26 protein-coding genes and 1 tRNA gene are annotated in these 24,877 nt (G+C 45.6%); 11 read left to right on the top strand and 16 right to left on the bottom strand.

What is annotated here, in order from left to right:
• Positions 1–87: 87 nt before the first annotated feature.
• Genes ccoP through ccoN form a run of 4 tightly spaced genes read right to left on the bottom strand, consistent with a single transcriptional unit; the run spans position 88 to position 3,470 of the window.
• Positions 88–1,161, bottom strand: coding sequence for a cytochrome-c oxidase, cbb3-type subunit III (gene ccoP / locus B0681_RS00360; protein ID WP_078316773.1), 1,074 nt, complete (start codon positions 1,159–1,161; stop codon positions 88–90).
• The gene (locus B0681_RS00355; RefSeq protein ID WP_078316772.1) at positions 1,158–1,340 is read right to left on the bottom strand and encodes a cbb3-type cytochrome oxidase subunit 3; all 183 of its coding nucleotides are present in this window, start codon (positions 1,338–1,340) and stop codon (positions 1,158–1,160) included. Before B0681_RS00355 ends, ccoP begins: the two co-directional genes overlap by 4 nt.
• Positions 1,340–1,978: a cytochrome-c oxidase, cbb3-type subunit II gene (gene ccoO / locus B0681_RS00350; RefSeq protein WP_078316771.1), complete on the bottom strand. Its 639-nt coding sequence runs from the start codon at positions 1,976–1,978 to the stop codon at positions 1,340–1,342. The genes B0681_RS00355 and ccoO overlap by 1 nt, the downstream gene beginning before the upstream one ends.
• Positions 1,979–1,988: 10 nt before the next feature.
• Positions 1,989–3,470: a cytochrome-c oxidase, cbb3-type subunit I gene (gene ccoN, locus B0681_RS00345; protein ID WP_078316770.1), complete on the bottom strand. Its 1,482-nt coding sequence runs from the start codon at positions 3,468–3,470 to the stop codon at positions 1,989–1,991.
• 609 nt (positions 3,471–4,079) lie between these two features.
• On the opposite strand from ccoN, the gene B0681_RS00335 reads away from it, so the two are divergent.
• The 3 genes from B0681_RS00335 (at position 4,080) to B0681_RS00325 (ending at position 7,022) form a co-directional block, all read left to right on the top strand.
• Positions 4,080–4,463 carry an SCP2 sterol-binding domain-containing protein gene (locus B0681_RS00335; RefSeq protein WP_078316768.1) on the top strand — a complete coding sequence of 128 codons (384 nt, stop codon included), beginning with the start codon at positions 4,080–4,082 and terminating at the stop codon, positions 4,461–4,463.
• Between the two features lie 402 nt (positions 4,464–4,865).
• Entirely contained in the window at positions 4,866–6,308 is a 1,443-nt protein-coding gene (ccoG, locus tag B0681_RS00330; protein WP_078316767.1) for a cytochrome c oxidase accessory protein CcoG, read from the top strand.
• 126 nt (positions 6,309–6,434) lie between these two features.
• A complete protein-coding gene (locus tag B0681_RS00325; RefSeq protein ID WP_369803845.1) occupies positions 6,435–7,022 on the top strand; it encodes a FixH family protein in 588 nt (195 codons plus the stop codon).
• Between the two features lie 76 nt (positions 7,023–7,098).
• Here the strand turns inward: B0681_RS00325 and B0681_RS00320 are convergent, their stop codons facing one another.
• Genes B0681_RS00320 through B0681_RS00310 form a run of 3 tightly spaced genes read right to left on the bottom strand, consistent with a single transcriptional unit; the run spans position 7,099 to position 9,061 of the window.
• Positions 7,099–8,076 carry a LysR family transcriptional regulator gene (locus B0681_RS00320; RefSeq protein ID WP_078316766.1) on the bottom strand — a complete coding sequence of 326 codons (978 nt, stop codon included), beginning with the start codon at positions 8,074–8,076 and terminating at the stop codon, positions 7,099–7,101.
• A 38-nt stretch (positions 8,077–8,114) separates the two neighbouring features.
• A complete protein-coding gene (locus tag B0681_RS00315) occupies positions 8,115–8,540 on the bottom strand; it encodes a hypothetical protein (protein ID WP_078316765.1) in 426 nt (141 codons plus the stop codon).
• A 26-nt stretch (positions 8,541–8,566) separates the two neighbouring features.
• Entirely contained in the window at positions 8,567–9,061 is a 495-nt protein-coding gene (locus B0681_RS00310) for a L,D-transpeptidase (RefSeq protein ID WP_078316764.1), read from the bottom strand.
• 238 nt (positions 9,062–9,299) lie between these two features.
• On the opposite strand from B0681_RS00310, the gene argG reads away from it, so the two are divergent.
• From argG to B0681_RS00285, 5 genes are all read left to right on the top strand, one after another.
• Entirely contained in the window at positions 9,300–10,643 is a 1,344-nt protein-coding gene (gene argG / locus B0681_RS00305) for an argininosuccinate synthase (RefSeq protein WP_078316763.1), read from the top strand.
• 249 nt (positions 10,644–10,892) lie between these two features.
• Complete coding sequence (gene pyrC / locus B0681_RS00300; protein WP_078316762.1) at positions 10,893–11,954, top strand: dihydroorotase; 1,062 nt, start codon at positions 10,893–10,895, stop codon at positions 11,952–11,954.
• Positions 11,954–12,634 carry a ribonuclease T gene (rnt, locus tag B0681_RS00295; protein WP_078316761.1) on the top strand — a complete coding sequence of 227 codons (681 nt, stop codon included), beginning with the start codon at positions 11,954–11,956 and terminating at the stop codon, positions 12,632–12,634. The genes pyrC and rnt overlap by 1 nt, the downstream gene beginning before the upstream one ends.
• A 37-nt stretch (positions 12,635–12,671) precedes the next feature.
• Entirely contained in the window at positions 12,672–13,160 is a 489-nt protein-coding gene (locus tag B0681_RS00290) for a YajQ family cyclic di-GMP-binding protein (RefSeq protein WP_078316760.1), read from the top strand.
• A 317-nt stretch (positions 13,161–13,477) separates the two neighbouring features.
• Positions 13,478–13,553: transfer RNA gene (locus B0681_RS00285), tRNA-Glu, on the top strand.
• A gap of 90 nt (positions 13,554–13,643) precedes the next feature.
• Here B0681_RS00285 and B0681_RS00280 read toward each other — a convergent pair.
• The 9 genes from B0681_RS00280 to ffh all read right to left on the bottom strand — a co-directional run bounded on the left by B0681_RS00280 (position 13,644) and on the right by ffh (position 22,031).
• Positions 13,644–14,009 carry a hypothetical protein gene (locus B0681_RS00280; protein WP_078316759.1) on the bottom strand — a complete coding sequence of 122 codons (366 nt, stop codon included), beginning with the start codon at positions 14,007–14,009 and terminating at the stop codon, positions 13,644–13,646.
• 101 nt (positions 14,010–14,110) lie between these two features.
• Positions 14,111–14,656 (bottom strand): hypothetical protein, encoded by a 546-nt coding sequence (locus B0681_RS00275; RefSeq protein WP_228143811.1) that lies wholly within the window; start codon positions 14,654–14,656, stop codon positions 14,111–14,113.
• A gap of 277 nt (positions 14,657–14,933) precedes the next feature.
• Positions 14,934–16,523, bottom strand: a complete 1,590-nt coding sequence (locus B0681_RS00270) for an inorganic phosphate transporter (protein ID WP_078316758.1) — start codon at positions 16,521–16,523, stop codon at positions 14,934–14,936.
• A gap of 214 nt (positions 16,524–16,737) precedes the next feature.
• Positions 16,738–17,652: a 4-hydroxybenzoate octaprenyltransferase gene (gene ubiA, locus B0681_RS00265; RefSeq protein ID WP_078316757.1), complete on the bottom strand. Its 915-nt coding sequence runs from the start codon at positions 17,650–17,652 to the stop codon at positions 16,738–16,740.
• Positions 17,653–17,664: 12 nt separating this feature from the next.
• The gene (locus B0681_RS00260) at positions 17,665–17,913 is read right to left on the bottom strand and encodes a hypothetical protein (protein WP_078316756.1); all 249 of its coding nucleotides are present in this window, start codon (positions 17,911–17,913) and stop codon (positions 17,665–17,667) included.
• Positions 17,914–17,965: 52 nt separating this feature from the next.
• Positions 17,966–18,760 (bottom strand): class I SAM-dependent methyltransferase, encoded by a 795-nt coding sequence (locus B0681_RS00255; protein WP_078316755.1) that lies wholly within the window; start codon positions 18,758–18,760, stop codon positions 17,966–17,968.
• Positions 18,761–18,784: 24 nt separating this feature from the next.
• Positions 18,785–19,627: an undecaprenyl-diphosphate phosphatase gene (locus B0681_RS00250; protein WP_078316754.1), complete on the bottom strand. Its 843-nt coding sequence runs from the start codon at positions 19,625–19,627 to the stop codon at positions 18,785–18,787.
• A 79-nt stretch (positions 19,628–19,706) separates the two neighbouring features.
• Entirely contained in the window at positions 19,707–20,393 is a 687-nt protein-coding gene (tsaB, locus tag B0681_RS00245; RefSeq protein ID WP_078316753.1) for a tRNA (adenosine(37)-N6)-threonylcarbamoyltransferase complex dimerization subunit type 1 TsaB, read from the bottom strand.
• Positions 20,394–20,486: 93 nt separating this feature from the next.
• The gene (gene ffh, locus B0681_RS00240) at positions 20,487–22,031 is read right to left on the bottom strand and encodes a signal recognition particle protein (RefSeq protein WP_078316752.1); all 1,545 of its coding nucleotides are present in this window, start codon (positions 22,029–22,031) and stop codon (positions 20,487–20,489) included.
• A gap of 216 nt (positions 22,032–22,247) precedes the next feature.
• On the opposite strand from ffh, the gene B0681_RS00235 reads away from it, so the two are divergent.
• The 3 genes from B0681_RS00235 (at position 22,248) to B0681_RS00225 (ending at position 24,841) form a co-directional block, all read left to right on the top strand.
• A complete protein-coding gene (locus tag B0681_RS00235) occupies positions 22,248–23,042 on the top strand; it encodes a cytochrome C assembly family protein (protein ID WP_211271482.1) in 795 nt (264 codons plus the stop codon).
• A 75-nt stretch (positions 23,043–23,117) separates the two neighbouring features.
• Entirely contained in the window at positions 23,118–23,420 is a 303-nt protein-coding gene (locus B0681_RS00230; RefSeq protein ID WP_078316751.1) for a YbeD family protein, read from the top strand.
• Between the two features lie 38 nt (positions 23,421–23,458).
• On the top strand, positions 23,459–24,841 hold the full coding sequence (locus B0681_RS00225; protein WP_078316750.1) for an exonuclease SbcCD subunit D C-terminal domain-containing protein: 1,383 nt from the start codon (positions 23,459–23,461) through the stop codon (positions 24,839–24,841).
• The last annotated feature ends 36 nt before the right edge of the window (positions 24,842–24,877 follow it).

Here is a 24,877-nt window from a genome sequence, read left to right as displayed (position 1 = left end):
TAAAAATTGGTGAAAAAATATAGGGGGCAGGCTAAATTTTTATATAAAAAAGAGCCACACTTGGCGGCTCTTTTTTACCAATTGCAATTATTGCGCTTGGTTTTGAGACAGTGAGCGCACATATGCTGCAAGTAGCATCACGCGTTCATTACCCAGCTTGGTTTGCCATTCAGGCATCACACCAGCACGACCATGACGAATCGTCGTCTCGATGGTAGCGCGATCGCCACCAAACAACCAGATATCATCGGTCAGATTCGGTGCGCCCATGGCGATTTGGCCTTTTGCGTCTGCACCATGGCATAGTGCACAGTTTTGAGGATTCTCAAAAATGGCCTTACCTTGAGCAACTTTGGCTGGATCTAGTTCATAGCCATTTTGGTTGCCAGAAATGCTCAGCACATATTCAGCGGTCGCTTTGACGCCTGCTTCACCGATTTTTGGTTGCCATGCTTCCATCGCACCCACACGGCCATTATGAATGGTCAACAGTACTTGTTCAGCATCGCCACCATACAGCCAATCATTATCCGTCAAATCAGGATAGCCAGTCGCACCTTTGGCGTTTGAACCGTGGCAAAGTGCGCAGTTTTGTAGGAATAGACGGTTACCGATTTTTTGTGCTTCAGGATCGGCAGCCAGCTTATCTACATATGGCGCTAGCAGTTTGATTTGATCATTGATCTGCGTTTGTAGTGCAGGATCATCTTCGCCCGGCTGACGGCTGGCTTGTAGCTCATTAAGCTTAGCCAATACAACGGTGGCTTCTGATGCGCCCGCATTTGCCAAGATATTTTGTTCAAAGTTTTCGGTAAAGACGCGGTTGTTGGCTTGTAGTTGGCTATTCAGCTCATTGGCTGAAGTCCAAGGTACTTGCTGGCCATCGACCTCTACCGTCGTCACACCTTTCCATGCATTTGGCTGAATCGCTGGGAACAAAATGAAGTAACCCAAGCCCCAAATCAAGGTGCCAAAGAAAATCACCAACCACCATTTTGGCAGTGGTTTGTCATACTCTCGGATGCCATCGTATGAGTGGCCTGTGGTTTCATCTTCTTCAAGTACTGGCTTAGATCTCAAGGTCCACACCAATACGCCAAAGATGAATAACCAGCAGCCTAGTGACAAGATGGTAATCCAAGAACTCCAAAAAAAGCTCATTGTGTATCCTTAGTGCGCTGTTTTGATGACAAAGCAGTTAGATCTTTGTCATCCAGCGCAAGTTGTGCATCTTCTTCAAAGCGTTTTTTATTTTTGGGTGAATATGCCCACCATGCGATACCGATGAAGGCAATAAATGCCGCTACGGTCGCAATGCTATGTAAAACGCCCCAATTCATTAGCGTTGACCTTGCATGGCGATACCCAGCTGTTGCAGATAAGCAACAAGGGCGTCAAGCTCGGTGGCACCTTGAACTTGGTCAGGTGCAGCTTCAATGTCTGCTTCTGTATAAGGCAAGCCAAAACGATCTTTAAACAGACGCATTTTTTCTTGAACCTTAGCGCCATCAACTTCATTCTTAGCAAGCCAAGGATAAGCAGGCATCACAGATTCAGGCACAACAGAACGCGGATCGATCAAATGATCAATGTGCCATTGGTCAGAATAGCGACCGCCCACACGAGCTAGGTCAGGACCAGTACGCTTCGAGCCCCATAGGAATGGGTGATCCCACGCTGATTCTGCCGCACGGCTGTATGGTCCATAGCGTTCAACTTCTGCACGCAGTGGACGAACCATCTGCGTATGGCAAACATGACAGCCTTCACGAATATAAATATCGCGACCTTCCAGCTCAAGTGCAGTCCAAGGACGCATATTTGGCAATGGCTTGTTCACACCGCCTTCTTCTGGCGCTGTGCGATCGAAAATCAATGGCACAATCTCAACCAAAGTCGCAAAGCTGATCGCGATCACGATAAAGATGACAAGCAAGCCGGTGTTTTTTTCAACTAGTTCATGAGTGAATTTAGACATCATTAACCCCTTATGCTTGCACGGTAGCGGTATCGCTGCCAGTGTTCACTTCTTCTGGCTCAGCAATGTGTTCAGGAACGCTAGGCATCTTGATGGTGCGATAGCAGTTATAAGCCATCACAAACATACCTGCCACATACAGCGCGCCACCCAATGCACGAACCACATACGGCCAGTGCGACACCACAACAGTTTGGATAAAGTCATATGCCAAAGTACCATCTGGGTTCGTCGCACGCCACATCATACCTTGGGTAATGCCCGAGATCCATAGCGCAACGATGTACAGTACCGTACCAGTAGTCGCCAACCAAAAATGCAATGTGATCAAGCTGGTTGAATACATTTTGGCTTTATTATAGATGCGTGGCAATAGTACATAGATCGAACCGATGGTGATCATACCTACCCAGCCTAGTGCGCCTGAGTGTACATGACCAACTGTCCAGTCGGTGTTATGGCTGATGGCGTTGACTGCTTTAATAGATAGCATCGGACCTTCAAAGGTACTCATCGCATAGAATGACAGTGCAACGATCAAGAAGCGAATGATTGGGTCAGTACGCAATTTATCCCAGCTGCCTGATAGCGTAAGCACACCGTTGATCATACCACCCCACGATGGAGCAAATAGGATCAATGAGAATACCATACCCAAAGACTGAGTCCAGTCAGGTAGTGCTGAATAATGTAGATGGTGACCACCTGCCCACATATATGACGCGATCAATGCCCAGAAGTGAACGATCGATAGACGATATGAATACACTGGACGGCCGACTTGCACAGGAATGAAGTAGTACATCATGCCCAAGAATGCAGCAGTCAAATAAAAACCAACCGCATTATGACCATACCACCATTGAACCATCGCATCAGTCGCACCACCAAATAGTGAGTATGATTTAAGCGCACCAACTGGGATCGCAAAACTGTTCACGATATGTAGCAACGCGATGGTAATGATGAATGCAGCAAAGAACCAGTTTGCTACATAGATGTGTGAAGTTTGGCGCTTGATGATGGTGCCAAAGAAGACGATGGCATAAGCTACCCATACTAAGGCGATACCGATGTCGATTGGCCATTCAAGCTCAGCATATTCTTTAGCTGATGTAAAACCAAGCGGTAAAGTAATTACTGCAGCGACAATAATCGCCTGCCAACCCCAGAAAGTGAACCACGCCAAATACGGAGCGAACAATCTGGTTTTACAAGTACGCTGTACGATATAGTAAGATGTTGCAAAAAGTGCCGATCCCCCAAACGCAAAAATCACCGCATTGGTATGTAGCGGTCTTAAGCGTCCAAAAGATAGCCAAGAAGTGTCAAAGTTCAATGCTGGCCATGCCAACTGCGATGCAATGAATACACCGACAGCCATGCCAATGATGCCCCAAACCACAGCCATGACAGTAAAAAATCTCACGATGGTGATTTCATACTCATGATCAACGGATAACGGGGCTACTGCTGATTTATATAGACTCATTGGATATTTTCCTGTGCAGCCCGATTTAGTTAGCGTCGCAGTTTATCAAAAAATTTAAAAACTACGCTTGCTTTGATCTTGTGTGTCTATTGTAACGCAAAGTTAGGCAAATATCATCAAGTCAGGCCAGCAAAAATGAAAAAATCCTTATTTTTTCTATGGAATAAGGGCAAATCACAAAATTTTTTGAGATGTTGCTGCTGTTTTGCTCGCTTGGCTTGTATTGCGCTTGGCTTGCGTCAGACGGCATGGCAATACGCCTCTGCCAAATATATCCCTACTGGCAACATGGTATTGCCAGCAGCTTTCACCTTTTATTATACAACACAAATGTAATTTTTGGGTATATTTTGTAAAAATATTGAAATTTTTTGGCAATATTTAATCGGATTCATCATCTTTTTTTAGTTTTTATAAAATTTTGATCGTTTTTGTGTGCCATTTTATGACCAAGTCGTCAAATTTTATCCAAAAATCTTCTGACAAGCCGCTTGCTTTTGCTTTATAATAAAATCCATGCGCCCTCGCGCTATTTTTATTAATGAACCACATTGATCAAGTTGATCATTTGTGTTTATATTTTTTTAAGTTATTTACAAGGAATCTGTCATGGCAAAATTTTTGAGCCAAGCTTGGTTTGATCAAGTTAATGAATTAAACGCCCAAGCTGGCGATCTGAATCTGCCACCAAATCTTGCTTCGATCATCCTAAATGCCTCAGTTACTGGTGAACAAGGTGCAAATCTGTACCTAAAAGAAGGTAAGATCCATCAAGGTAGCACCCCTGATGCCATCAGCAGTGTCGTCATCGATGATGCCACCTTGTCAAATATCATCAGCACAGGCGATGTCAATCAAGCGATCGAAGCCTTTATGATGGGTAAAATTCGCATCGATGGCGATATGACACAGGTGATGGCGCTACAGTCAGCCAAACCAAGCCAAGAACAAAAAGCCTTATTTAAGCAGATATTGGCGATCACCGAGTTTTGATTTGGTGTTGATCTGAAATTATCGCCATCATACGAGCCGATGGGTGGATAATAGTCCGCCCATTTTCTTTGGCTATTAATAATCCGTCCATTGTTTGGTTATTGATGCCACTGATTCGTCAATTTTCCATCATTTGTCTTCTTTGATTGATAATTTACAAATTTTCGTACAAAAACCCCACAAAAAATGGTAGTATAATATCAATTTGTCTTATGAAATTTTGTCATCAGCTTTGAACGATTTTTACTAAGCCGCTGATTTCACTTATCATCACCCAGCTGCATCAAGTCATATTCAGCCAGCTGCCTTGCCTAAAATGCGATCGATGATCGTGATTTTGATTTATTTAGGACGAAAGCAGCCACAGCCAGAGTTAACTTGCAGCAAGCCAAGGTCACTACCATGTCAGAGCAAGAAAAACCAAAGAAAAAGCCGCGTCCTGCGCCTGAGAAAATCATTCCCACCTCTAAAGATATGGATGCCACCAAAAAACGCGTGCATCCTCGTTTCGTCACTGGTAAATACCAAAACATCCGCTTGGTGAGCATGTATGCCATCTTGATTGGCTTTTTGATTTTGCCTTGGCTTAGATGGAATGGTCGTCAGGCGATTTTGTTTGATGTGATCGAACCGAAGTTTTTTATCTTTGGGGCGACTTTTATGCCTCAGGATTTTTATTTCTTTGCCTTTGTATTCATCATCGCAGCGATGATGTTGTTTATGGTGACGGTTTATGCTGGCCGTGTATGGTGCGGTTATGCCTGCCCACAGACCATCTATGTACACCTGTATCAGCAGGTTGAGAAATTGGTGCTGGGTGAGCGCAATAAGCGCATCAAGTTCGATCGTGAGCCGATGAGCGGTAGCAAATTTGCCAAGCTTGCACTGATCCACTTAATCTGGGGCGTGTTTTCTATCATCACTGCCTTGACCTTTATGTCATTGGTCGTCGGTGTCGATACGCTGATCCTAAATGGCAATCCCCTATTCTTTATGGAATGGGGCAAGATGAGCTGGATTTTCTTTTTGATCATCACTTTCGTTACCCACATCAACGCAGGCTACATGCGTGAACATATGTGCGTATATATCTGTCCGTATGGTCGATTCCAGTCGGTGATGTTTGACAAAGATACCTTGATCGTCTCTTATGACTATGAGCGTGGCGAACCGCGTGGTGCGCGCAAAAAAGACAGCCACCCTGAGGGCTATGGCGACTGCGTGGACTGCACCATGTGTGTACAAGTCTGTCCGACCGGTATCGATATCCGCAATGGCTTACAAGTCGAGTGTATCCAGTGCGCTGCCTGTATCGATGCGTGTAATGAGATCATGGATAAGGTCGGCTATCCGCGTGGCTTGATCCGCTACACCACCGAGCGTCAACTGGTCGAAAAACAAAAAACCAAAATCATCGGCTGGCGTATCTTTGCTTATATCGCTGTGCTGAGCGTGGCCATCATCGCCGCCGCTCTCATCGCTGTCGGCCGAGCGCCACTTGAGATGGAGATTCGCCATGACCGTAAGCAGCTCTCCAGCATCGGCCGTGATGGCATGGTTGAGAATAGCTATGTGCTAAAAATCGTCAATAAAACTGACGAGCGCCAAGTCTATCAAGTGCGCTTAGATGGCGATAATACCGCTGGCATGACGCTGCGTTCACGCTTTAAAGAATTGCCGCTACAGGCCAATGAACCTTACGATCTGCCAGTTAGCATCATCGGTGATCCTAATGTCGTGCCCGTGGGCAGCACACCGATCACCATTACGGTATTTAGCAAAGATGGCACTTATAGCGCCTCAGCTCAAGATGTGTTCATTTACACACCAAAAGATGCCAAATAATACCATTTACCAAAAACAGGTTGCATTGTGTTACAATGGAGCCTGTTTTTGAATTTGCTCTTTGGTAATTTGCTTATGCATCACACTTCATCAAATCAACCAAACAACCTTTGGTACAAAAACTACATGGTATTGGTTTTCGTCATCGGTCTGCCTGCCTTGGTGGTGATTGTCTGCTTGTTTTTTATTTATTATTCCATCAAAATCCAAGACTCTACCGTCCGCGATGACTGGTACATGGATGGCAAAGCACTGTACCAAGACGCCTCGCGTGATCAGATGACCTACGATCTGGGCATCAGCGGTGTGATGCGATTTGAGCAGCAAGACGACAAAACTCGCCTGCGCTTTGAGTTGAATTATCCTGCCGACAATCTAACAACTCATACTCTAAACGATGGTACGCCTTTGGTCTATCCCAAAACCCTAAGCGCCAAAATCTCGCATGCCACCGACATCTCCAAAGATCGCGATGTCGCTTTGGTACATCAGTCTGACAATGTGTATTATGGGGAAGTCGTGATGGATCAAAGCCCTGCCAAATATTATGTGCAAATTGAAAATGATGGCGCGCATAATTGGCGTTTGGTGCAGCACGAAACTTTTCCCATCAACAATATCAGCTTTCATCCCCTGACAAGCTTCGATCATACTGGCAATCACCTGCCTGATCAGCGCAATAAACGCGCTGATGTCAGTGACAAAGTCGAGTGAGTTAATTGTCAAAAATTCATCTTCCATCCAACCAAAAAAAGATTATGCATGCACATAATCTTTTTTATTTGTCGTGTTATTTGTCAGTGTGTTTTGCCGCCTGCTCTTCTTCGGCGATGACTTGACGCGCCACATGCAAAATCAGCTGCCGTAGCCAGCGATGTGCAGGATGATGCTGAAGCAGCGGTGACCACGCCATTGTTAGCTCAAATTCGGGAATAAAAAACGGCGGTTCTTTGACGACGATTTGCGGGTTGTTATCCGCCTGTAGCTTTGCCACACGAGTGGGTAGTGTCGCTATCAGATCCTTATTAGCCGCAAGCATCGCAGGCATCTGATAATGACGGGTAAAGACGCTGATTTGGCGTTTTTGGCCGAGGCGTTGTAATGCTTGATCGATCGAGCCAAGGCCGCCTGATTTTTCGGGATTGACCCCAAAGCCGACACCCATGCCTGTCTTTGAGACCCAGACATGCTGCGCTTTTAGGTAGTTTTTTAGATTAAAGCGATGGGCATAAGGGCTATCAGCAGACAACAGGCAGCTGAATGTATCACGCCATACCAAGACCTGATGAAAGCTTTGGGGGATTTCATTAAAGCGGTTAATCGCCAAATCCACCCGTCCTTGTTCCATATCACGATATGACACATCCGATGGTGTCAAAAAGTCCAAAATGACATTGGGTGCTTCTGAACGCAGTGCCTTGACCAGTCGTGGCACAAGCGTCGCTTCGGCATAGTCACTTGTCATAATGCGAAACACACGAGAAGTGCTATATGGACGAAACTCGGTGCGAGGCTCAAGTAAAGTCGTGATGTCTGACAGCACTTCTCGCACTCGCGGCTGCAGCTCAAAAGCACGCTCGGTCGGCGTCATACCTTCGGACGAACGCACCAACAATGGATCGTTGAGCAGTGAACGCAACCGGCGTAAAATATTACTCATCGCAGGCTGGGTGATGCCCAGCTGTTCAGCAGCACGAGTGACATTTTTTTCTCTGAGTAACACATCTAAATAAAACAGTAAATTGAGATCGACTTTTTGTAAATTCATAAAAACAACCTTGTAAGTATTATGCCATCATCGTAGCGTCATTGTGACTCTGACGGCGTCGGCAAGCCAATCTTTTGCACCGTATCACGCTGTACGCTTAGCACGCCTTTTAGCTGTTGATAAGCACTGATGGTAGCATCTACAGGATGATACATTGGACGAATGGCGATGCCGTTAAAATTCTCATAGCTATAAATCAGCTCATCGCCACGGCGTTTGACCATCTCAAGCACTGACGCCTTGGCCGATGGCTCAAAAAAGATCATCAGATTACCTGTTTCGGCGGCGTTTTGGGTGACTTGTGGGGCATATTTGAGTGCATGATCCGCAGGCAAGCTATGCTTAGGTGCAGTGTTTGGTACGGCGGTGGTCATGCCATCTTTTTTGGTGATAACAAGGCCTTCGGTGCTTTGGCAGGCACTGATAACACTGACAGCCGCTACGATTATTGCGAATTTTTTCATCTGAGTTTCCCCTAAGTATCCAATGATTATCTAATAATCACTTCGCAGCCGACAGCGACTTGATCATATAACCAAACCAGCTCTTCATTACGCATACGCACACAGCCATGCGACATCGGCACACCCATCGGCTCTGTATCAGGCGTACCATGAATATAGACATAGCGAGACTTGGTATCGACGCAGATGCCATCAGCATCACAGCCTTTATTGATACCCTCTTCGCAGCCATCTAGCCATAATATCCGACCCAAAATCCAATCACGCTCAGGGTGCTCACAGGCAAGATTGTCATCATACAGCTCACCGGTGAATCGACGCGCGACAAACACTGCATTATTTGGCAATCCATCACCAAATTTTTCGCTAATCTGATGCTTACCAAGCGGTGTGCAGCCACTGCCTTCAGCTTGCCCTGTGCCGTTTTTGGCAGTTGAAACCAAAAAACTTCGCACCATCTGACCATCACGCATCAAGTACAGCGCCTGTGTCTGAGTGTCGATGTGTAGTTGAATTGTCATGCCGCCCCCTTACAGATAGCATGCGTAGATCGTATAGATGACATGTTAAGAAATAATCATCATATTCAAAATTGATAGTATAGCAAAGCTTTGGGTATTTTGGTGATATTTCTATAAAACTTGTCCTAAAATTTGTCATTTTTTAAGAAAATCTCACTAAAAATTCCCACATCGCTTGCCAAAATGTTATAATCAGCCATGACCTTATTTCTTTTTGTGATAAATCAAGGATTATGCAATGAGTAATGCAACCATTTTACAAAATTTGCCAACTGGCAAAAAAGTTGGTATCGCTTTTTCTGGCGGTTTGGACACTTCTGCAGCACTGCTTTGGATGAAGCAAAAAGGTGCTGAACCTTATGCTTATACTGCCAACCTTGGTCAGCCTGATGAAGATGATTATAACGCCATCCCTGCTAAGGCTGAACAATACGGCGCGATCAAGGCGCGTTTGGTGGATTGCCGCTTACAGCTTGCCCAAGAAGGTATCGCTGCCATTCAGTGTGGTGCATTTCATGTGACGACAGGCGGTATGCCATACTTTAACACCACGCCACTCGGCCGTGCGGTGACTGGCACGATGCTGGTGTCAGCGATGCGTGAAGATGATGTCAATATCTGGGGTGATGGCTCAACTTATAAGGGCAATGATATTGAGCGTTTTTATCGCTATGGCCTACTTGCCAATCCTGAGCTAAAAATCTATAAACCATGGCTTGACCAAACTTTCATCGATGAGCTTGGCGGCCGTGCTGAGATGAGCCAATTTTTGATTGATAATGGCTTTGATTATAAGATGAGTAAAGAAAAAGCCTACTCAACTGACTCAAATATGCTTGGTGCGACGCATGAAGCCAAAGACCTAGAATATCTAGATGCCAGCCATAAAATCGTCGAGCCAATTATGGGCGTACGCTACTGGGATGAGACAGTTGAAGTCAAAGCCGAAACTGTCAGCGTCACTTTTGAAGAAGGTGTACCTGTCGCCATCAATGGTGAGAAATTTGACAGCCCAGTCGATCTAATCCTAAAAGCCAACGAAATCGGTGGTCGCCACGGTCTAGGCATGACTGACCAAATCGAAAACCGCATCATCGAAGCCAAATCTCGTGGCATCTATGAAGCACCAGGTATGGCGCTACTTCACATCACTTATGAGCGTCTGGTGACTGGTATCCACAACGAAGACACCATCGAGCAATACCGCATCAATGGTCTGCGTCTGGGTCGCCTACTGTATCAAGGTCGCTGGTTCGACTCACAAGCACTGATGCTGCGTGAGACCGCTCAGCGTTGGGTTGCCAAAGCCATCACAGGCACAGTCACTGTTGAGCTACGCCGTGGCAATGACTACAGCATCCTAAATACCGAATCACCAAACCTAACTTACGAAGCGGATCGTCTATCGATGGAAAAAGTCGAAGACGCAGCATTCACACCGCTAGATCGTATCGGTCAGCTAACCATGCGCAACCTAGACATCGCCGACACTCGCCAAAAGCTGGGTCTGTATGTCCAATCAGGTCTGCTTGGTCTAGGCGGTGGTAATGCCGTACCACAGCTTGAAAACAAAGGTAAATAAGGTAATTAGGGCAAATCAGCCTAGTATAAACCTATCAAATTCCCAATCGTTATCGGTTGGGAATTTTTTTGGCAAAGCATCACTGATGCCAAAAGCGCCTTTGTTCAGCAAATTTATCCTGCAAACACCTTGACAAAACCGCCCCATGCTAGAATAATGACAAGATATTGATTTTCAGCCATTTCATTGAGAAATATTGTATAATTTATCAATCATTACTCAATAGATTATCAGCCAAGCGAGCCTTTTATGACCACCACTCTGACCCTAATCCAACCTGACGACTGGCATATCCATCTGCGTGATGGCGATGCTCTAGCCACCACCGTACCACACGCCGCTGGTAGCTTCAACCGTGTGATTTGTATGCCAAATCTCGTACCACCAGTCAAAACCACAGAACAAGCCATGGCTTACCGTGAGCGTATCTTGGATGCACTGATGGCAAGCGATTTGGCTCAAGCTCGTAAAGATGCCTTTGACCCACGCATGGTATTGTACCTGACCGATCACACCACCAGTGATGACATCCGTGCGGCAGTCGCATCAGGTGTCGTGTCAGCGGTCAAGCTATACCCAGCAGGCGCAACCACCAATTCAGCCGATGGCGTGACCGACATCAAAGGTCGTTACAGTATCTTTGAGACCATGCAAGAGATTGGTCTGCCGCTACTGGTGCATGGCGAAGTCACTCACAGTGAGATTGATATTTTTGATCGCGAAAAACGATTCTTGGATGATGTACTAAGCGATATCATCACGCATTTCCCAACATTAAAAGTCGTCTGTGAGCATATCACCACCGCTGATGCTGCTGACTTTGTACTTGCTCAAGCTAACAATGTCGCTGCTACCATCACGCCACAGCATCTACTATTTAACCGCAATCATCTACTGGTCGGCGGTGTCAAGCCGCATTATTACTGCTTGCCAATCCTAAAACGCCAAAGCCATCAACAGCGTCTGCTTGAAGTCGCCACCAGCGGCAATCCGAAGTTTTTCTTGGGCACAGATTCTGCACCACACGCGACGCACACCAAAGAGTCTGCCTGTGGTTGCGCTGGCTGTTATAGTGCGGTACACGCCCTACCTTTGTATGCCGCCGCCTTTGAACAGATGAATGCACTGGATAAGCTTGAAAACTTCGCATCGGTATATGGTGCCAATTTTTATGGCCTGCCTGTCAACACCAGCACCATCACGCTCATCAAGCAAGCCCAAACCGTCCCATCGCATTATGACTATTTGGGTGACAAGACCTTGACGCCACTACTGGCGGGTACGGAAATTGACTGGCAAGTGGTGAGCTGATGAGTGATGCTGTAACACCAACGATTGCCAATCGTTTTCGTGGATTTTTGCCTGTGGTGGTCGATGTTGAGACCGCAGGGTTTAATGCCACCACCGATGCACTACTTGAGATTGCCTGTGTGCCGATTTTGATGGATGAGCATGGCAAACTCTACCAAGGCGAAGCGCTCAATGCACATATTGAGCCTTTTGCAGGGGCAAATCTTGAGCCTGCCGCGCTCAAATTTACTGGCATCAATCCTGATAGCCCATTTCGCAAAGCCATCAGCGAAGACGAAAAAGTCGCCTTGCGTCGTATTTTTAAGCAACTAAAAGCACTCAAAAAAGAACATGGCTGTCGTCAGTGCATCCTTGTTGGGCATAATGCACATTTTGATTTGGGATTTTTGAATGCGGCGATCGCCCGCACCAATAGCAAAAATCACTCACCTTTTCATGCCTTTAGCGTGCTAGATACCGCAAGCTTTGCCGCTCTTGCCTATGGGCATACAGTGCTGGCTCGCACTTGCATCATGGCAGGGATTGAGTTTGATAATTCACACGCCCACTCTGCCTTATACGACACCCAAAAAACCGCCGAACTGTTTTGCCATATCGTCAATCACACGCCGCTACTATCACCAGTCGCCTTTGATGATACATCAACCGATGATGCTGATGATAATGATGTAGAGTGTTGATTTTAAAGAGTTTAATGAATAAATTGGAGTAAAAAATATGCCATCTTTTGATATTGTTTCTGAATTAAATGTTCAAGAAGTCCGCAACGCCATCGGCAATGCTGACAAAGAAATCGCCACTCGCTTTGACTTTAAGGGCAGCGACATCAGCATCGAGCTGAACGAAAAATCCAAAACCATCACCATCACCACGGATAATGAGCTACAAGCGGACAACGTCTATGCCATCTTGGAAAAACAGCTGATCAAACGCGGCGTGGACTTACAGTCGCTTGACCCACAAGACAAAGCCCAATCAGGCAAGCACACCAAGCAAGTCATCAACCTAAAAGACGGTCTGGATGCCGACAGTGCCAAAAAAATCGCCAAAGCACTCAAAGAATCTGACCTAAAAGTCGCTGCCAGTATCCAAGGCGACAAAGTGCGTGTCAGCGACAAGAAAAAGGACAATCTGCAAGCAGCGATGGCATTTTTGAAAGAAAAATCGTTTGGTGTACCGCTTCAATTTAATAATTTTAAAGATTAATTAGCATTACACGACTACAAACCGTTCATGTTAGGCTTAGGCTTCACCCAGCTAAAGGATGAACGGTTTTTTATTGGCTGCAAATCTAGCAAATAAATTAACAATGCGAAATCTTCATTCGGTCAAGTGGATGAATTACATAATAAAATATTGATAAATCAATGACTTATAAAAATATTCTGAATTTTTGCAAAATTTTTAGAAAAAACGCTTGACCACCATCAAAACTGTGCTATAATGTGCGCACTTTCGGAACAACGGTGAAAGCGCCGAAAGTTGGTAAAGCAAACTGATTCAGATTGACTTTACAACCTAGTGTCCCATTCGTCTAGAGGCCTAGGACACCGCCCTTTCACGGCGGTAACAGGGGTTCGAATCCCCTATGGGATGCCAATATTCTAAAACACGCTTGAGCGATTTGCTTGAGCGTGTTTTTCTTTGTGGGGGCTTATATGGCTAGGTGTATGATGTGCGCCCCATGCGCTACGCAGACGCCAAGTTTATAGGAGTAAAACTAATTAACAGCCCTGTTTTTAGAATACAGGCTATTTCATAAATTAAATACACCTTGTGCAAAACCTTATTATTTGGATTAATGCAAATAAAATCATATAGAATTTTTCCCAACGCTTCAAAATCCTTAAAAAAAATCAATTCATCTTCGTAATCACCGACCAATACATCCAGTTGTTTATTGATTTCAGCAAATACTCCTGTTTTCAATAAAGAATCAAATTCAGATTCTTCAATAATCATTTCAAGCAAATCTCCACTCTCGCAAACATCGTAATTTAATCTATTTAAAGCATCCATAGATACAGGTATGGAAATTTTTCTTATTTTAGCCATATTTAATTATCCGCTCACCTTGAAATGAGTAACTTCATGATACTCAGGTTTTGTTTCGCCAGTACGTAGGGTACGCACGGCGCACCATCAAAACCATTCAATCAATAGTGCGTGGTACGCACCCTGCTGGACTCAATTTGTTTTAAGTCTGATGTCGTAGGTATGGTTATCACATCACTTGGTGTATATCTATTTCCGTTCAAATCCTGCAAAAATCCACAGGTTCTGCACTCATAAACAAGTGATTTTTCTTTAACCACAATCAGTCCACCTATACCACAATTGGCGCAATCAAAGTCTGTTTCCACAAAAAATAACTCTTCTAAACAATCTCTAAATAACATGGCTAATGTTTCGGTGTGCGTCTTAAATTTCAAGAAATTTTTCAGTCTACACATAAGATTTGCATGATTGGTACAGGAAACGGGATAATCCAAAACGCTCAAATCTTTAAATCGAAAAATACCATAAACTTCATCAAAAATTGTATCCGCCAATTCGGTCTGATGATTATTAATCCATTCTGTCAACCGCTCAGCAATTATTTGATTGCTGGCATTGTTTTGAATTAGCAATTCTACACATTGTATAAGACTGCTAATCAGCGTCTTTTTAACCTGTTTACGAGCTTGATATTTTTTTATCATAACTTCTCTTACAAATGCATAGGATATGCACGGCACACCATACACCATTTATCCAAAATATCTTTTTAATAGCGTGATATGCACAATGCACTTTTATCGATATTATAAGCGGTATCGCCAAGTTTGCCTATAGTGCGGTGGTAGTTTCGCTCAAATCATCGAAATGGATTGTCCGGCAAGTTTTTTGATATGACCAATCTGTTGACAAGTCATTATCTTGTCAGATCATACATAAAAAAAGCCCTGCCATCGCAGAGCTTTTGAGTTACTAAAAGGCTTATAAAAAGTTGGTCAATAGCAAGAATGAGATGGCACTGATCGCTGCCGCCGCAGGCAGTGTAATCACCCACGCCAGACCGATCGGCTTCATCAATCTCCAGTTGGTGTTCTTATTCACCATACCAATACCCAATACTGCACCCACTAGGATGTGAGTACTCGATACAGGAATGCCCAAACTTGATGCGCCCATCACGACCGCAGCAGCAGCCAATTCCGCTGCAAATCCTGAGGCAGGATGCATCTCGGTCAGATTGGTACCAACGGTTTGGATCACTTCTTTACCGATAAACCATAGACCCACGATCAAAGCCACGCCAAAGGTAATCATCACAGGGCCTGGAACAGTTGCTTTAGCCTCGATGGCATTGTTTTTGATCACATCCATGATGGCGACGAACGGGCCAACCGCATTGGCGATGTCATTAGAGCCGTGACTAAACGCGAATGCACACGCGGTAAATACCTGCATCCAGCTGAACATGACGAAGGTCGCCTTGCCCAAATCTTCTTTATGCTTGCCGCGAATGGTTTTGGTGTAAATAAAGGCCGTCAGCCATACCATCGCACCCAGCATACCCATCACCAGTCCTGCCTGCAGTGTCGATAGCTCAAGACCAGTATTAGACAGACCTTTAAAGACCACCATTGCGGTCATGATCACGGCACCGAGCGCTGCAATCAAAGGCACCCAAGTTTTAAGGGCTTTTAGCGTGTCCAGATTCTCGCGCTTACGCTCAAGCTCAAACAATGAACGATAATATTCTGTCTCCAGATCTTCACGCTGACAATCGCTGTCCTGATACACCTCTTGGTCGCGCAGCATGGCGTTGGTATATGGCAACTTCTCATGCTCTGAAAGCGTGTCGAAATATTCTTTTTGTTGGCGCTTGAGGCTTTTCTTTTGGGCTTTGATGGCCTTGACTTCGATCTCGGCTTTATCATTATAAGCCAAGATGTTTTTCTTAATGATGCTATATAAAATATACGACAACAAGCCACCCAGTACTGGTGATAGTACCCACGACATAGCAATGTCACGGATCTTCGACCAACGCACCGTCTCAAATGCCAACTCAGTACCGCCAATGCTGATGCCAAGCACGATTGAGCTACCGACGATACCACCAATGATGGCATGCGTCGTCGATACTGGCAAACCGCGCTTGGTGGCAAACAACAGCCAAAAAGCCGCAGCAATCAATGCTGACAGCATCAGATAAATGAATTGGTTGGGTGTCACGCCCAATCCGCTGATATCAACGATGCCACTGCGAATCGTGTCGGTCACTGCCGCACCTGCCAGCACCGCGCCTGATACCTCAAAAATCGCAGCAACTGCCAACGCTTGCGTTACTGTCAAAGTACCAGCACCAACAGAGGTACCAAAAGAGTTGGCAACATCATTACCACCGATGTTGAACGCCATAAAAATACCAAAGAAACTTGCCACCATGAACAGCATCACTTGTTGATGCATGGTGTAGTTCAAGCCCCATTGGATAAAATAAATGCTCATACCTGCCAACAACAAGCCAAAAAACACATTGGCTGCCATTGGCGTGCTTTGCTTCGCTGAATTTACCATAAATCCGCCAAAATATACAAAAAAACCACCATCCAGAGCGCTTTCTCCCTAAGGTGGCCGTCTAACGATTTGATCTGTGCAGATTATAAATTTACAATATGACAGTTTGATGACATTTTAACACAGTTAAGCAAGTTTCGCTAAAATTTTTGAGGATGCTATCATCAAATCACTTGCCGTTTGCATCATTTTTTTGATTGGTTCAATGATAAGATTATGCCATACTGCTCATATTCAGCAGTGTCAGAGCAACGATCACCGCAAACACATAACGCCCCACCCACGCATTGTGACGAAATGCTGCAAAGCACGCCAAGCGCTCACGGTCTTTGATCAAGCGATATTGAATCCCAAAAAACATCACAAGCACCGGCACCAAAGACAGCATCGACAATAGCCCAAAATAATGCGCCAAAGCCATTGCCATCAATACCAAAAACCCGACTTGTAACAAAGTAATGATCAGCACATCATAGCGACCAAATAAAATCGCCGTGGATTTGACCCCGATTTTCACATCATCATCACGATCGCACATCGCATACTGTGTATCATACGCCACCGTCCAGCACATATAAGCAACAAACAGCACCCAAGTCCACACATCGGTACGCCCCTGCACTGCCACATACGCCATCGGTATCGCCCAGCCGAATGCCGCCGCCAGCACCAGCTGTGGCAAATTGGTGTATCGCTTCATAAACGGATAGACGAATGCCAGAGCCACCGCTCCAAGCGACCAATAAAATACTGCAACTGGCAAGAAAAACAGCAGGCACGCTGATAGCAGTGACAGCCCCACGAATGTCACTGCTGCAGTCTTGGCAGACAGGCGCCCATCAGCCAGCGGTCTGCCATTGGTACGCTTGACTTGCCCGTCCACCTTGCGATCGGCAAAGTCATTAATGGCACATCCTGCTGCACGCATCAGCACTGCACCAAGCGTAAAAATCAGCACCACGAGCCAGTCAATCGGCCGAGCCACACCGACATGCGCCAATAGCACCGCCCACAAGGTCGGATACAGCAAAAGCTCAGTGCCGACTGGTTTGTCAAATCGGGTCAACTGCAGCCATGCAGTCAGCTTATCACGAAGCGTCATCGGCTCGCCTGTTTGATGGTTTTTCATGCTACTACTCAATCACTGTTTGGCGATGGTGTAAAGCTGCAAAGCCTGCCTTAGGCTCAGCTCGGGAAACTGTGTACGAATGGCCTTGACTGACTGCGCCATCGGTAAGTGCGTCTGTGTCCGCGCAAATGGCAGCCATTCATGCTGTTTTAGCTTAAAGATCTCATCCTCAAGTGTGCGGATACGGCGTTTGTGATTGAAATTTTGGATAAGCAGTAATACGCTGATGCCCAAATACGCCCAAACAATAAAATTATCCATCCTTATTATCCTCATTAATCATCAGATCATCGATTTGGCCATCACCACTTCGTCAAGACATTTGGCCATCATATCTGTCAAAACGGATAGCGTCATTTTGCCATGACTGAATGGGTGGCTCATTCGCCAAAAAAGGTGCATTTAGTGGTCTTTTTACCACCACTCGTCCATCTGCACTGTGCAATAATGATTTAGCATGGCTTAATAGCTCATTTTCATCATCAAGGGTTGGTGGTGATACAAAACTGTGCAAGGCTTGCATATGTTTATTCACCTTGGCATCATAGCTATCCTTGGGAAACATCGGATCTAGATAGACGACATCAGCACCATCACTGCAATCACGCACATCACCATAGCGGATAGACAGCCGTGATAATAGACCTTGCCAATTTTGATTATCCTGCATATAAGCATATTCAGCATACAGCATCAGTGCCATGATAGGACTACTCTCAAGCATCAAGACATTCGCCCCAGTGCTAGCAAGTATTAGGCTGTCATGCCCAAAGCCTGCTGTGCCATCAATCGCCATCATGCCTGCATTGAGCCGACACGCCTGCAACACAAGCTCCGACTTACGCCCTGCCGATACCACACGACGAGTCTGCGATGCCCAATCAGGGCTGACTTTGATGATATCGTCGCCCAGCTTTTGGATCAGTAGCAATCTATCTTTTTCAACGATGAATGCCTGATTGGCATGATGATCACAAAATGCGAAATTCAGATGCTTATTATTAAGTTTTGATAATTGAATAAAATCCAACTGTATTGGCAAATCGTGCGTGCTAATCAGTGACTCAATTGGCTTGATTTGCTCAATATCCACACCAAAAAATAGCATCGAACACCCCTTTTTAACCACCGATTAACCTTGAATCTGATAATCAAATCCAAAAAACGCAATCAACACCACCACGCCTGTGATGATACGCAGCCAAGCAAAAATCATAAAGTCTTTTTTGGAGACCCAGCCCACCATCAAGCGGATACAAAGCAGCGCCACAATGAATGACACCACTGTGCCGACAGCCAAGATCATCCAGTCGCCACTGGTCTGTAGCGCGTCTTTATGTTTGACCAAATCAAGCAGTGCCGCACCAACGATCACAGGAATGCCCAAGAAAAACGAAAACTCAGTCGCCGCCTTGCGTGATGTACCAAGTAGCAACGCCCCAATGATGGTTGCCCCCGAACGGCTCGTGCCTGGAATGAGCGCCAGACATTGACACAGACCAATGTACAGTGCAGTCTTAAAGCTGATGTTCTCGGCCTCGATAGCGATGATTTTGCGGGGAGTTTTCTCAGCATAAATGATCAGTAGCGCACCAATGATCAGCATGGTCGCCACCACCAAAGGATGGAACAGCACCTCGGTAATCACATCAGCGAACAAAAAGCCCATCACCATCACAGGTATGGTCGCTACAATCAAGGCAAGACCCAGCTGGCGAGGCTTGGCAAGGCCTTCTGCCTTACCAGTCAATAGCCCGATAAAGGCATTCCACAATCTACCCCAGTAATCATAAATGACCGCCAAAATCGCCCCAAGCTGAATAAAAACGATGAACAGATTGCGAAATTCACCGCTCAAAAAATTCATCATATCCGCTGACAAAATCAAATAGCCAGTGCTAGAAATCGGCAAAAATTCTGCAATGCCTTCAACAATACCCATGATGACGGCTTTGATAATCAGCAAAATATCCATAGTACAACCTAAGAAAAATAAAAAGACGGCGTATTGTACACCACAAATCTGAAATTTGGCTTAAGCCAAACCCGAAAGCTTAAGCTTTGCCCTGTTCAGCTAGCGTTTTCCACGCATTATCTCGCAGATACACAGGCAGTGCCTTGTCGGCACTCACCGCTTTACCTGCCAAAAAGTCAATCAGACCAAGGCGTGCGATATCCACCGCCGTAGGATGCACCTGTACAGTTTGGGCATTGTCAGTCTGCACCAGCTGCACCCCATCACCCACAGTCACATCACAGATAAGATGACTGTCATAATCCAGCAAAGCTTCATCACCGACTATCCCACCGGCATCATCACGGTTAAGCAAGCCATTTTTGGTGACAAATCGCCCATGATACACTTGGTTTTGGCGAGCGTCCATCACCGCTGATATGACGGTGTTGTCTTTAAAGTCATCATTTTGGCAGGCAGTATCGGCAAGTACAGCCAAGCTTGACACACCGACACAGGGTGTATCACTGGCGACAGATAGTGCCTGCACCACCGCTGTATTGATGCGAATGCCGCTAAACGCCCCTGGCCCACGGTTGAACGCCAAGCAGTCCAGTTGTGCCAATGACAAGCCTGTCTGCATCAAGGCTTCGTCTACCATCCCAAGGATAATCTCAGTCTGCCCACGATTGCCCGCAACGCTCTTATGATACAGCACCGAGTCGTCTTGTATGATTGCCACCGAACACTGCTCAAACACCGTATCAAACGCCATCAAGATTGCCATGTTTTACCCTATATACTGATTTTGCTGACAATTTATACCGACAATTTAAGACCCAAGCCATGACAGCTTGGGCGTCGTGATACCATGAATGCATCAGAAGCGTTTTTTGAATTGTGGTGGCAGCTGACCGCCCATTTCTTGCATTTTTTTCTGCATTTCTTCCATGCTTGGCAAATCGTTCGGGTTTAGCCCCAAATCCTGCATCGATTTTTGCATCTCAGCCATATTTGCTGCTTGATTGGCATCACCGCCTTTATTGCCAAACAATGGGCCACCGCCCGACATACCACGAGTCAAGCCCTGCACCGCTTTCATCATCTTGCCGATACCATCAGGACGGCTGATCATTTTCATCATTTTTGCCATTTGCTTGTGTTGCTTGAGCAGGCGATTGACATCTTGGATTTGTTTACCCGAACCTGCAGCGATACGACGCTTACGGCTTGGGGTGATTTTGTCTGGATTTTGACGTTCAAATGGTGTCATCGAATGAATCAACGCTTCCATTTCTTTGACCTTTTCTTCTGGCTTGGCTTCTGCCATCGCCTTTTGGATATCCGCACCGCCTAAGCCTGGCATCTTATCCAGAAAACCTGCCATGCCGCCTAGATTTTTCATTTGTTGGAACTGGGTCAAAAGATCTTCAAGGTCAAATTCACCACCCTTTTGCATCTTTTTCGCCATTTGTTCGGCTTTTTCGCGGTCGATTTTAGCTTCGACTTCTTCAACCAAACTCAGCACATCGCCCATGCCAAGAATACGCTGTGCGATACGCTCAGGGTGGAATAGCTCAAGTGCTTCTAGTTTTTCGCCACGACCCAAAAACTTAATCGGCTTACCAGTAATCGCACGCACCGACAGAGCCGCACCACCACGGGCATCGCCATCAGTCTTGGTCAAAATCACACCAGTCAATGGCAGTGCATCATTGAACGCTTTGGCGGTATTGGCAGCGTCTTGACCAGTCATCGCATCGACGACGAACAGCGTCTCTACTGGATTGACCGCTGCGGTCAGCTCTTTGATTTCATCCATCATCTCATCATCGATGTGCAAGCGACCTGCAGTGTCGATGATTAGGATGTCTTGGTACTGTAGCTTGGCTTCATTAATCGCACGACGAGCGATATCAATCGGCTTTTCATCCACCGATGATGGTACAAAGCTTGCTTTGACTTGTCCTGCCACCTGCTCAAGCTGCTTAATCGCCGCAGGACGATACACGTCCGCTGACACCAGCATGACTTTTTTGCCTTGTTTTTCTTGCAAAAACTTCGCCAATTTACCCGCTGTGGTCGTCTTACCCGCACCTTGCAAACCAGCCAGCAAATAGACCATCGGTGGCTTACCTGTCATCTCAAGCGATTGGTTTGCACTCCCCATCATTTCGGTCAGTTCATCATAGACGATTTTGACAAAGGCTTGACCTGGTGCTAGCTCTTTTAGGACATCTTGACCCAATGCCTGCTCTTTGACCTTGGCGACAAAATCTCGCGCCACAGGCAATGCCACATCCGCTTCAAGCAGTGCCATACGCACTTCACGCAGCGTGTCTTTGATGTTATCTTCGGTGAGCTGACCAGTACCTGCGATATTACGCAAACTGCCAGAGAGTCGTTCTGTTAAAGTATCAAACATATCAAATCCGTCATTATCAAGTGACAAGCGTGTCAAGATAGCCACTTGCCAAAACTATTGCTACAAATAACTGCTATTTTATGCTAAATTAGGCAAATATTCCAATTTAATTGCACGAATCCCATCAATATTGACTATTTTTGCTGTATTTTCGCGTGTAATCACGCAACACAAGCAGGCTTGATGTGTTGATGGTATAAGAATAAAGGGGTTTTTGTGCTGTTGATTTTTTTGAGTGTCGTGCTGATTTATACAGCAAGCAGTCTGTATTTGGCAAATGCCTTAGTCAAGCAAAGTCGTATTTCAAAAGGTTTGCTACTGGGCGTGCTTGGCATTGGGCTGATTTTACACGGCTGTTTATTGTATCCACAAATCATCACCACAGATGGGCTAAATTTTAATCTATTTAATACACTAAATCTCACAGGCTTATTTTTCCTGCTATTTTATGTGCTGTTTGGCTTATATCGTCCGATTTTGAGCCTTGGGATTTTGGCAGTGCCAAGTGCGTTGATTGGGGTGAGCTTGGGCTATATCGGTGATGCCACTTATGAGCCGATTGAACAGCTTAGCATTTATCTTCAAGTGCATATCCTGCTGTCTTTTGCCGCTTATTGCGTACTACTGATGGCAGCGGTACAAGGGCTATTGCTTCGGCTACAAATCCGTGAACTCAAGCACAAAACCATCCATCGCTTTTGGGTATCTCGCCTGCCATCGCTACAGAGCATGGAGAGCTTGTTATTTGATATGATTTTGATGGGATTTGTGATTTTGAGCATCGCGCTGGGCTTAGGCTTTGGTGCGACTTATGACATCATGACACAGCACATCGCACATAAGATGGTGTTTAGTGTGTTAAGCTGGCTATTATATGGCGTGCTGATTGCTGGTCATTATCGCTATGGTTGGCGGGGTAAGCGTGCGGCGAATTTTGCCATCTATGGCTTTGTACTGTTGGCGGTGGGCTTTGTGGGATCTAAGGCAGTGATGGAGTTTTTGTTAAGCTGACTGATGGTTTTTGGCTCTTTTAATTGGCCAAATCATCCCCATTAAGTACTCAAACATTTTTAGTAGGAAATTTTTATGACCCAATCTCAAAAACCCGCACGCACCGAAATCCAAAACCCTGATCTGTGGCATTTTCCAATGGATTATCCAATGAGCATCATCGGCCATGAAGGTCATCACGACAGCCTGCTCAATGAAGTTAAGCTGATCTTGGCTGAGCTGTTTCCTGAGTTTGATCATGCCACGATTCAGGTGCGTCCTTCGCGTACAGGCCGTTTTCATTCGCTGCGTGTCAATTTACACCTGACGCACGCCGATCAAGTCAATCGCTTGTACACCGCCTTAGATAAGGCCGAAAGTGTCCGTACTGTCGTCTAACACGAAGACCGTCTTGCACGGTCTTTTTGGTATCTGTTATGTCAATACTAAAAACCCATCTGATCGATCAAAGTCTGGCAGCGCCTGAGTTGCCCAAGCCTGATGAGCATTTACGCATTTTACATACCTCCGATTGGCATCTGGGCAAGATGCTATATCACCAATCGCGTTATGATGAATTTGCTAAATTTTTAGATTGGCTACAAGATTCATTGAAAATTTATCAAGTGGATGTGCTGATTGTTGCTGGCGATATTTTTGATACCATGACGCCAAGCAACCGCGCCGAGCATCTGTATCATCAGTTTTTGGCGACGGCATTTAAAAACGACATCAAGCACATCATCATCGTCGCAGGCAATCACGATTCACCCACCAGCCTACATAAAACTAAAGAAGTGCTTGGCGTGCTTAATACACATGTCATCGGCAGCATCAGTGATCAGATCAATGATGAGTTGATCACCCTGACCGATGATGCAGGCGTACCTTGTGCCATCATTATGGCTGTTCCCTATCTGCGTGATCGAGATGTGCGTACCAGCATCGATGCCACCAGTATCGACAACAAAAATCAGCTACTGATCGATGGTATGTTTGATCATTACCATTGTTTAGCAGATCTTGCCAAAAGTCAGCAAAATCACATTTATAAAACACATCAAAAAACCATCCCAATCATCGCCACAGGTCACCTGTACGCCGCAGGCGCCGCGGTCTCTTCTACCGATGATGGGATGCGTGATATTCAAATCGGCACCCTCGGCCAGATCAACAGTGAGGTTTTTGATGAGGCCATCGATTATGTCGCCTTAGGACACATTCACGCCGCCCAAATCGTCGGCAAACAATCCCGCATTCGCTATAGTGGCTCACCGATCGCGATGGGATTTGGGGAGATTGGGCGGCATAAACAAGTGCTGATCGTTGATTTGCCTTATGACAAGTCACCAAAGCAGTTCATCGATCAGCCAGATCTGATGCAATTTTTTGATGGCGCGGATAGCTCAGCTATACGCATTCATAGCCTGCCTGTACCGATTTTTCAGAGTCTTGCCAAAATCAGTGGCGATATGGCATTCATCGAATCCTCCATTAATGACCTAAAAGCGCACGATCAGCCCATTTGGCTTGAGATCGAATACACAGGCGACAGTCTGATGCCGAACCTAAAGCAGCAGATCAATGCACTCACCAAAGACAGTCAACTACTGGCGCTGAGCATCAAAAACACCCAGACGCACTCAGGTAGCCTGCGCGCCAAATCGATGGATATTACTTTAGATAAGCTAAATGAAATGCAAGTTTTTAAAAAGCGGCTGGCCAAAGAAAATCTGCCAGATGATGAACAAGAGCAGCTGATCCAAGCGTATCAGGCACTAATGAAACAGATGCAAGAGACAGATAATAATGCTCAATAAAGCCAAAGTCATGCATGGCGGCAGATTTCAGGAATG

The organism is Moraxella porci DSM 25326 (assembly GCF_002014855.1).
GTDB classification, from domain to species: Bacteria; Pseudomonadota; Gammaproteobacteria; order Pseudomonadales; family Moraxellaceae; genus Moraxella; species Moraxella porci.
Note: the sequence above shows the minus strand (reverse complement) of the source record. Positions and strands in the feature narration are given on the sequence as shown.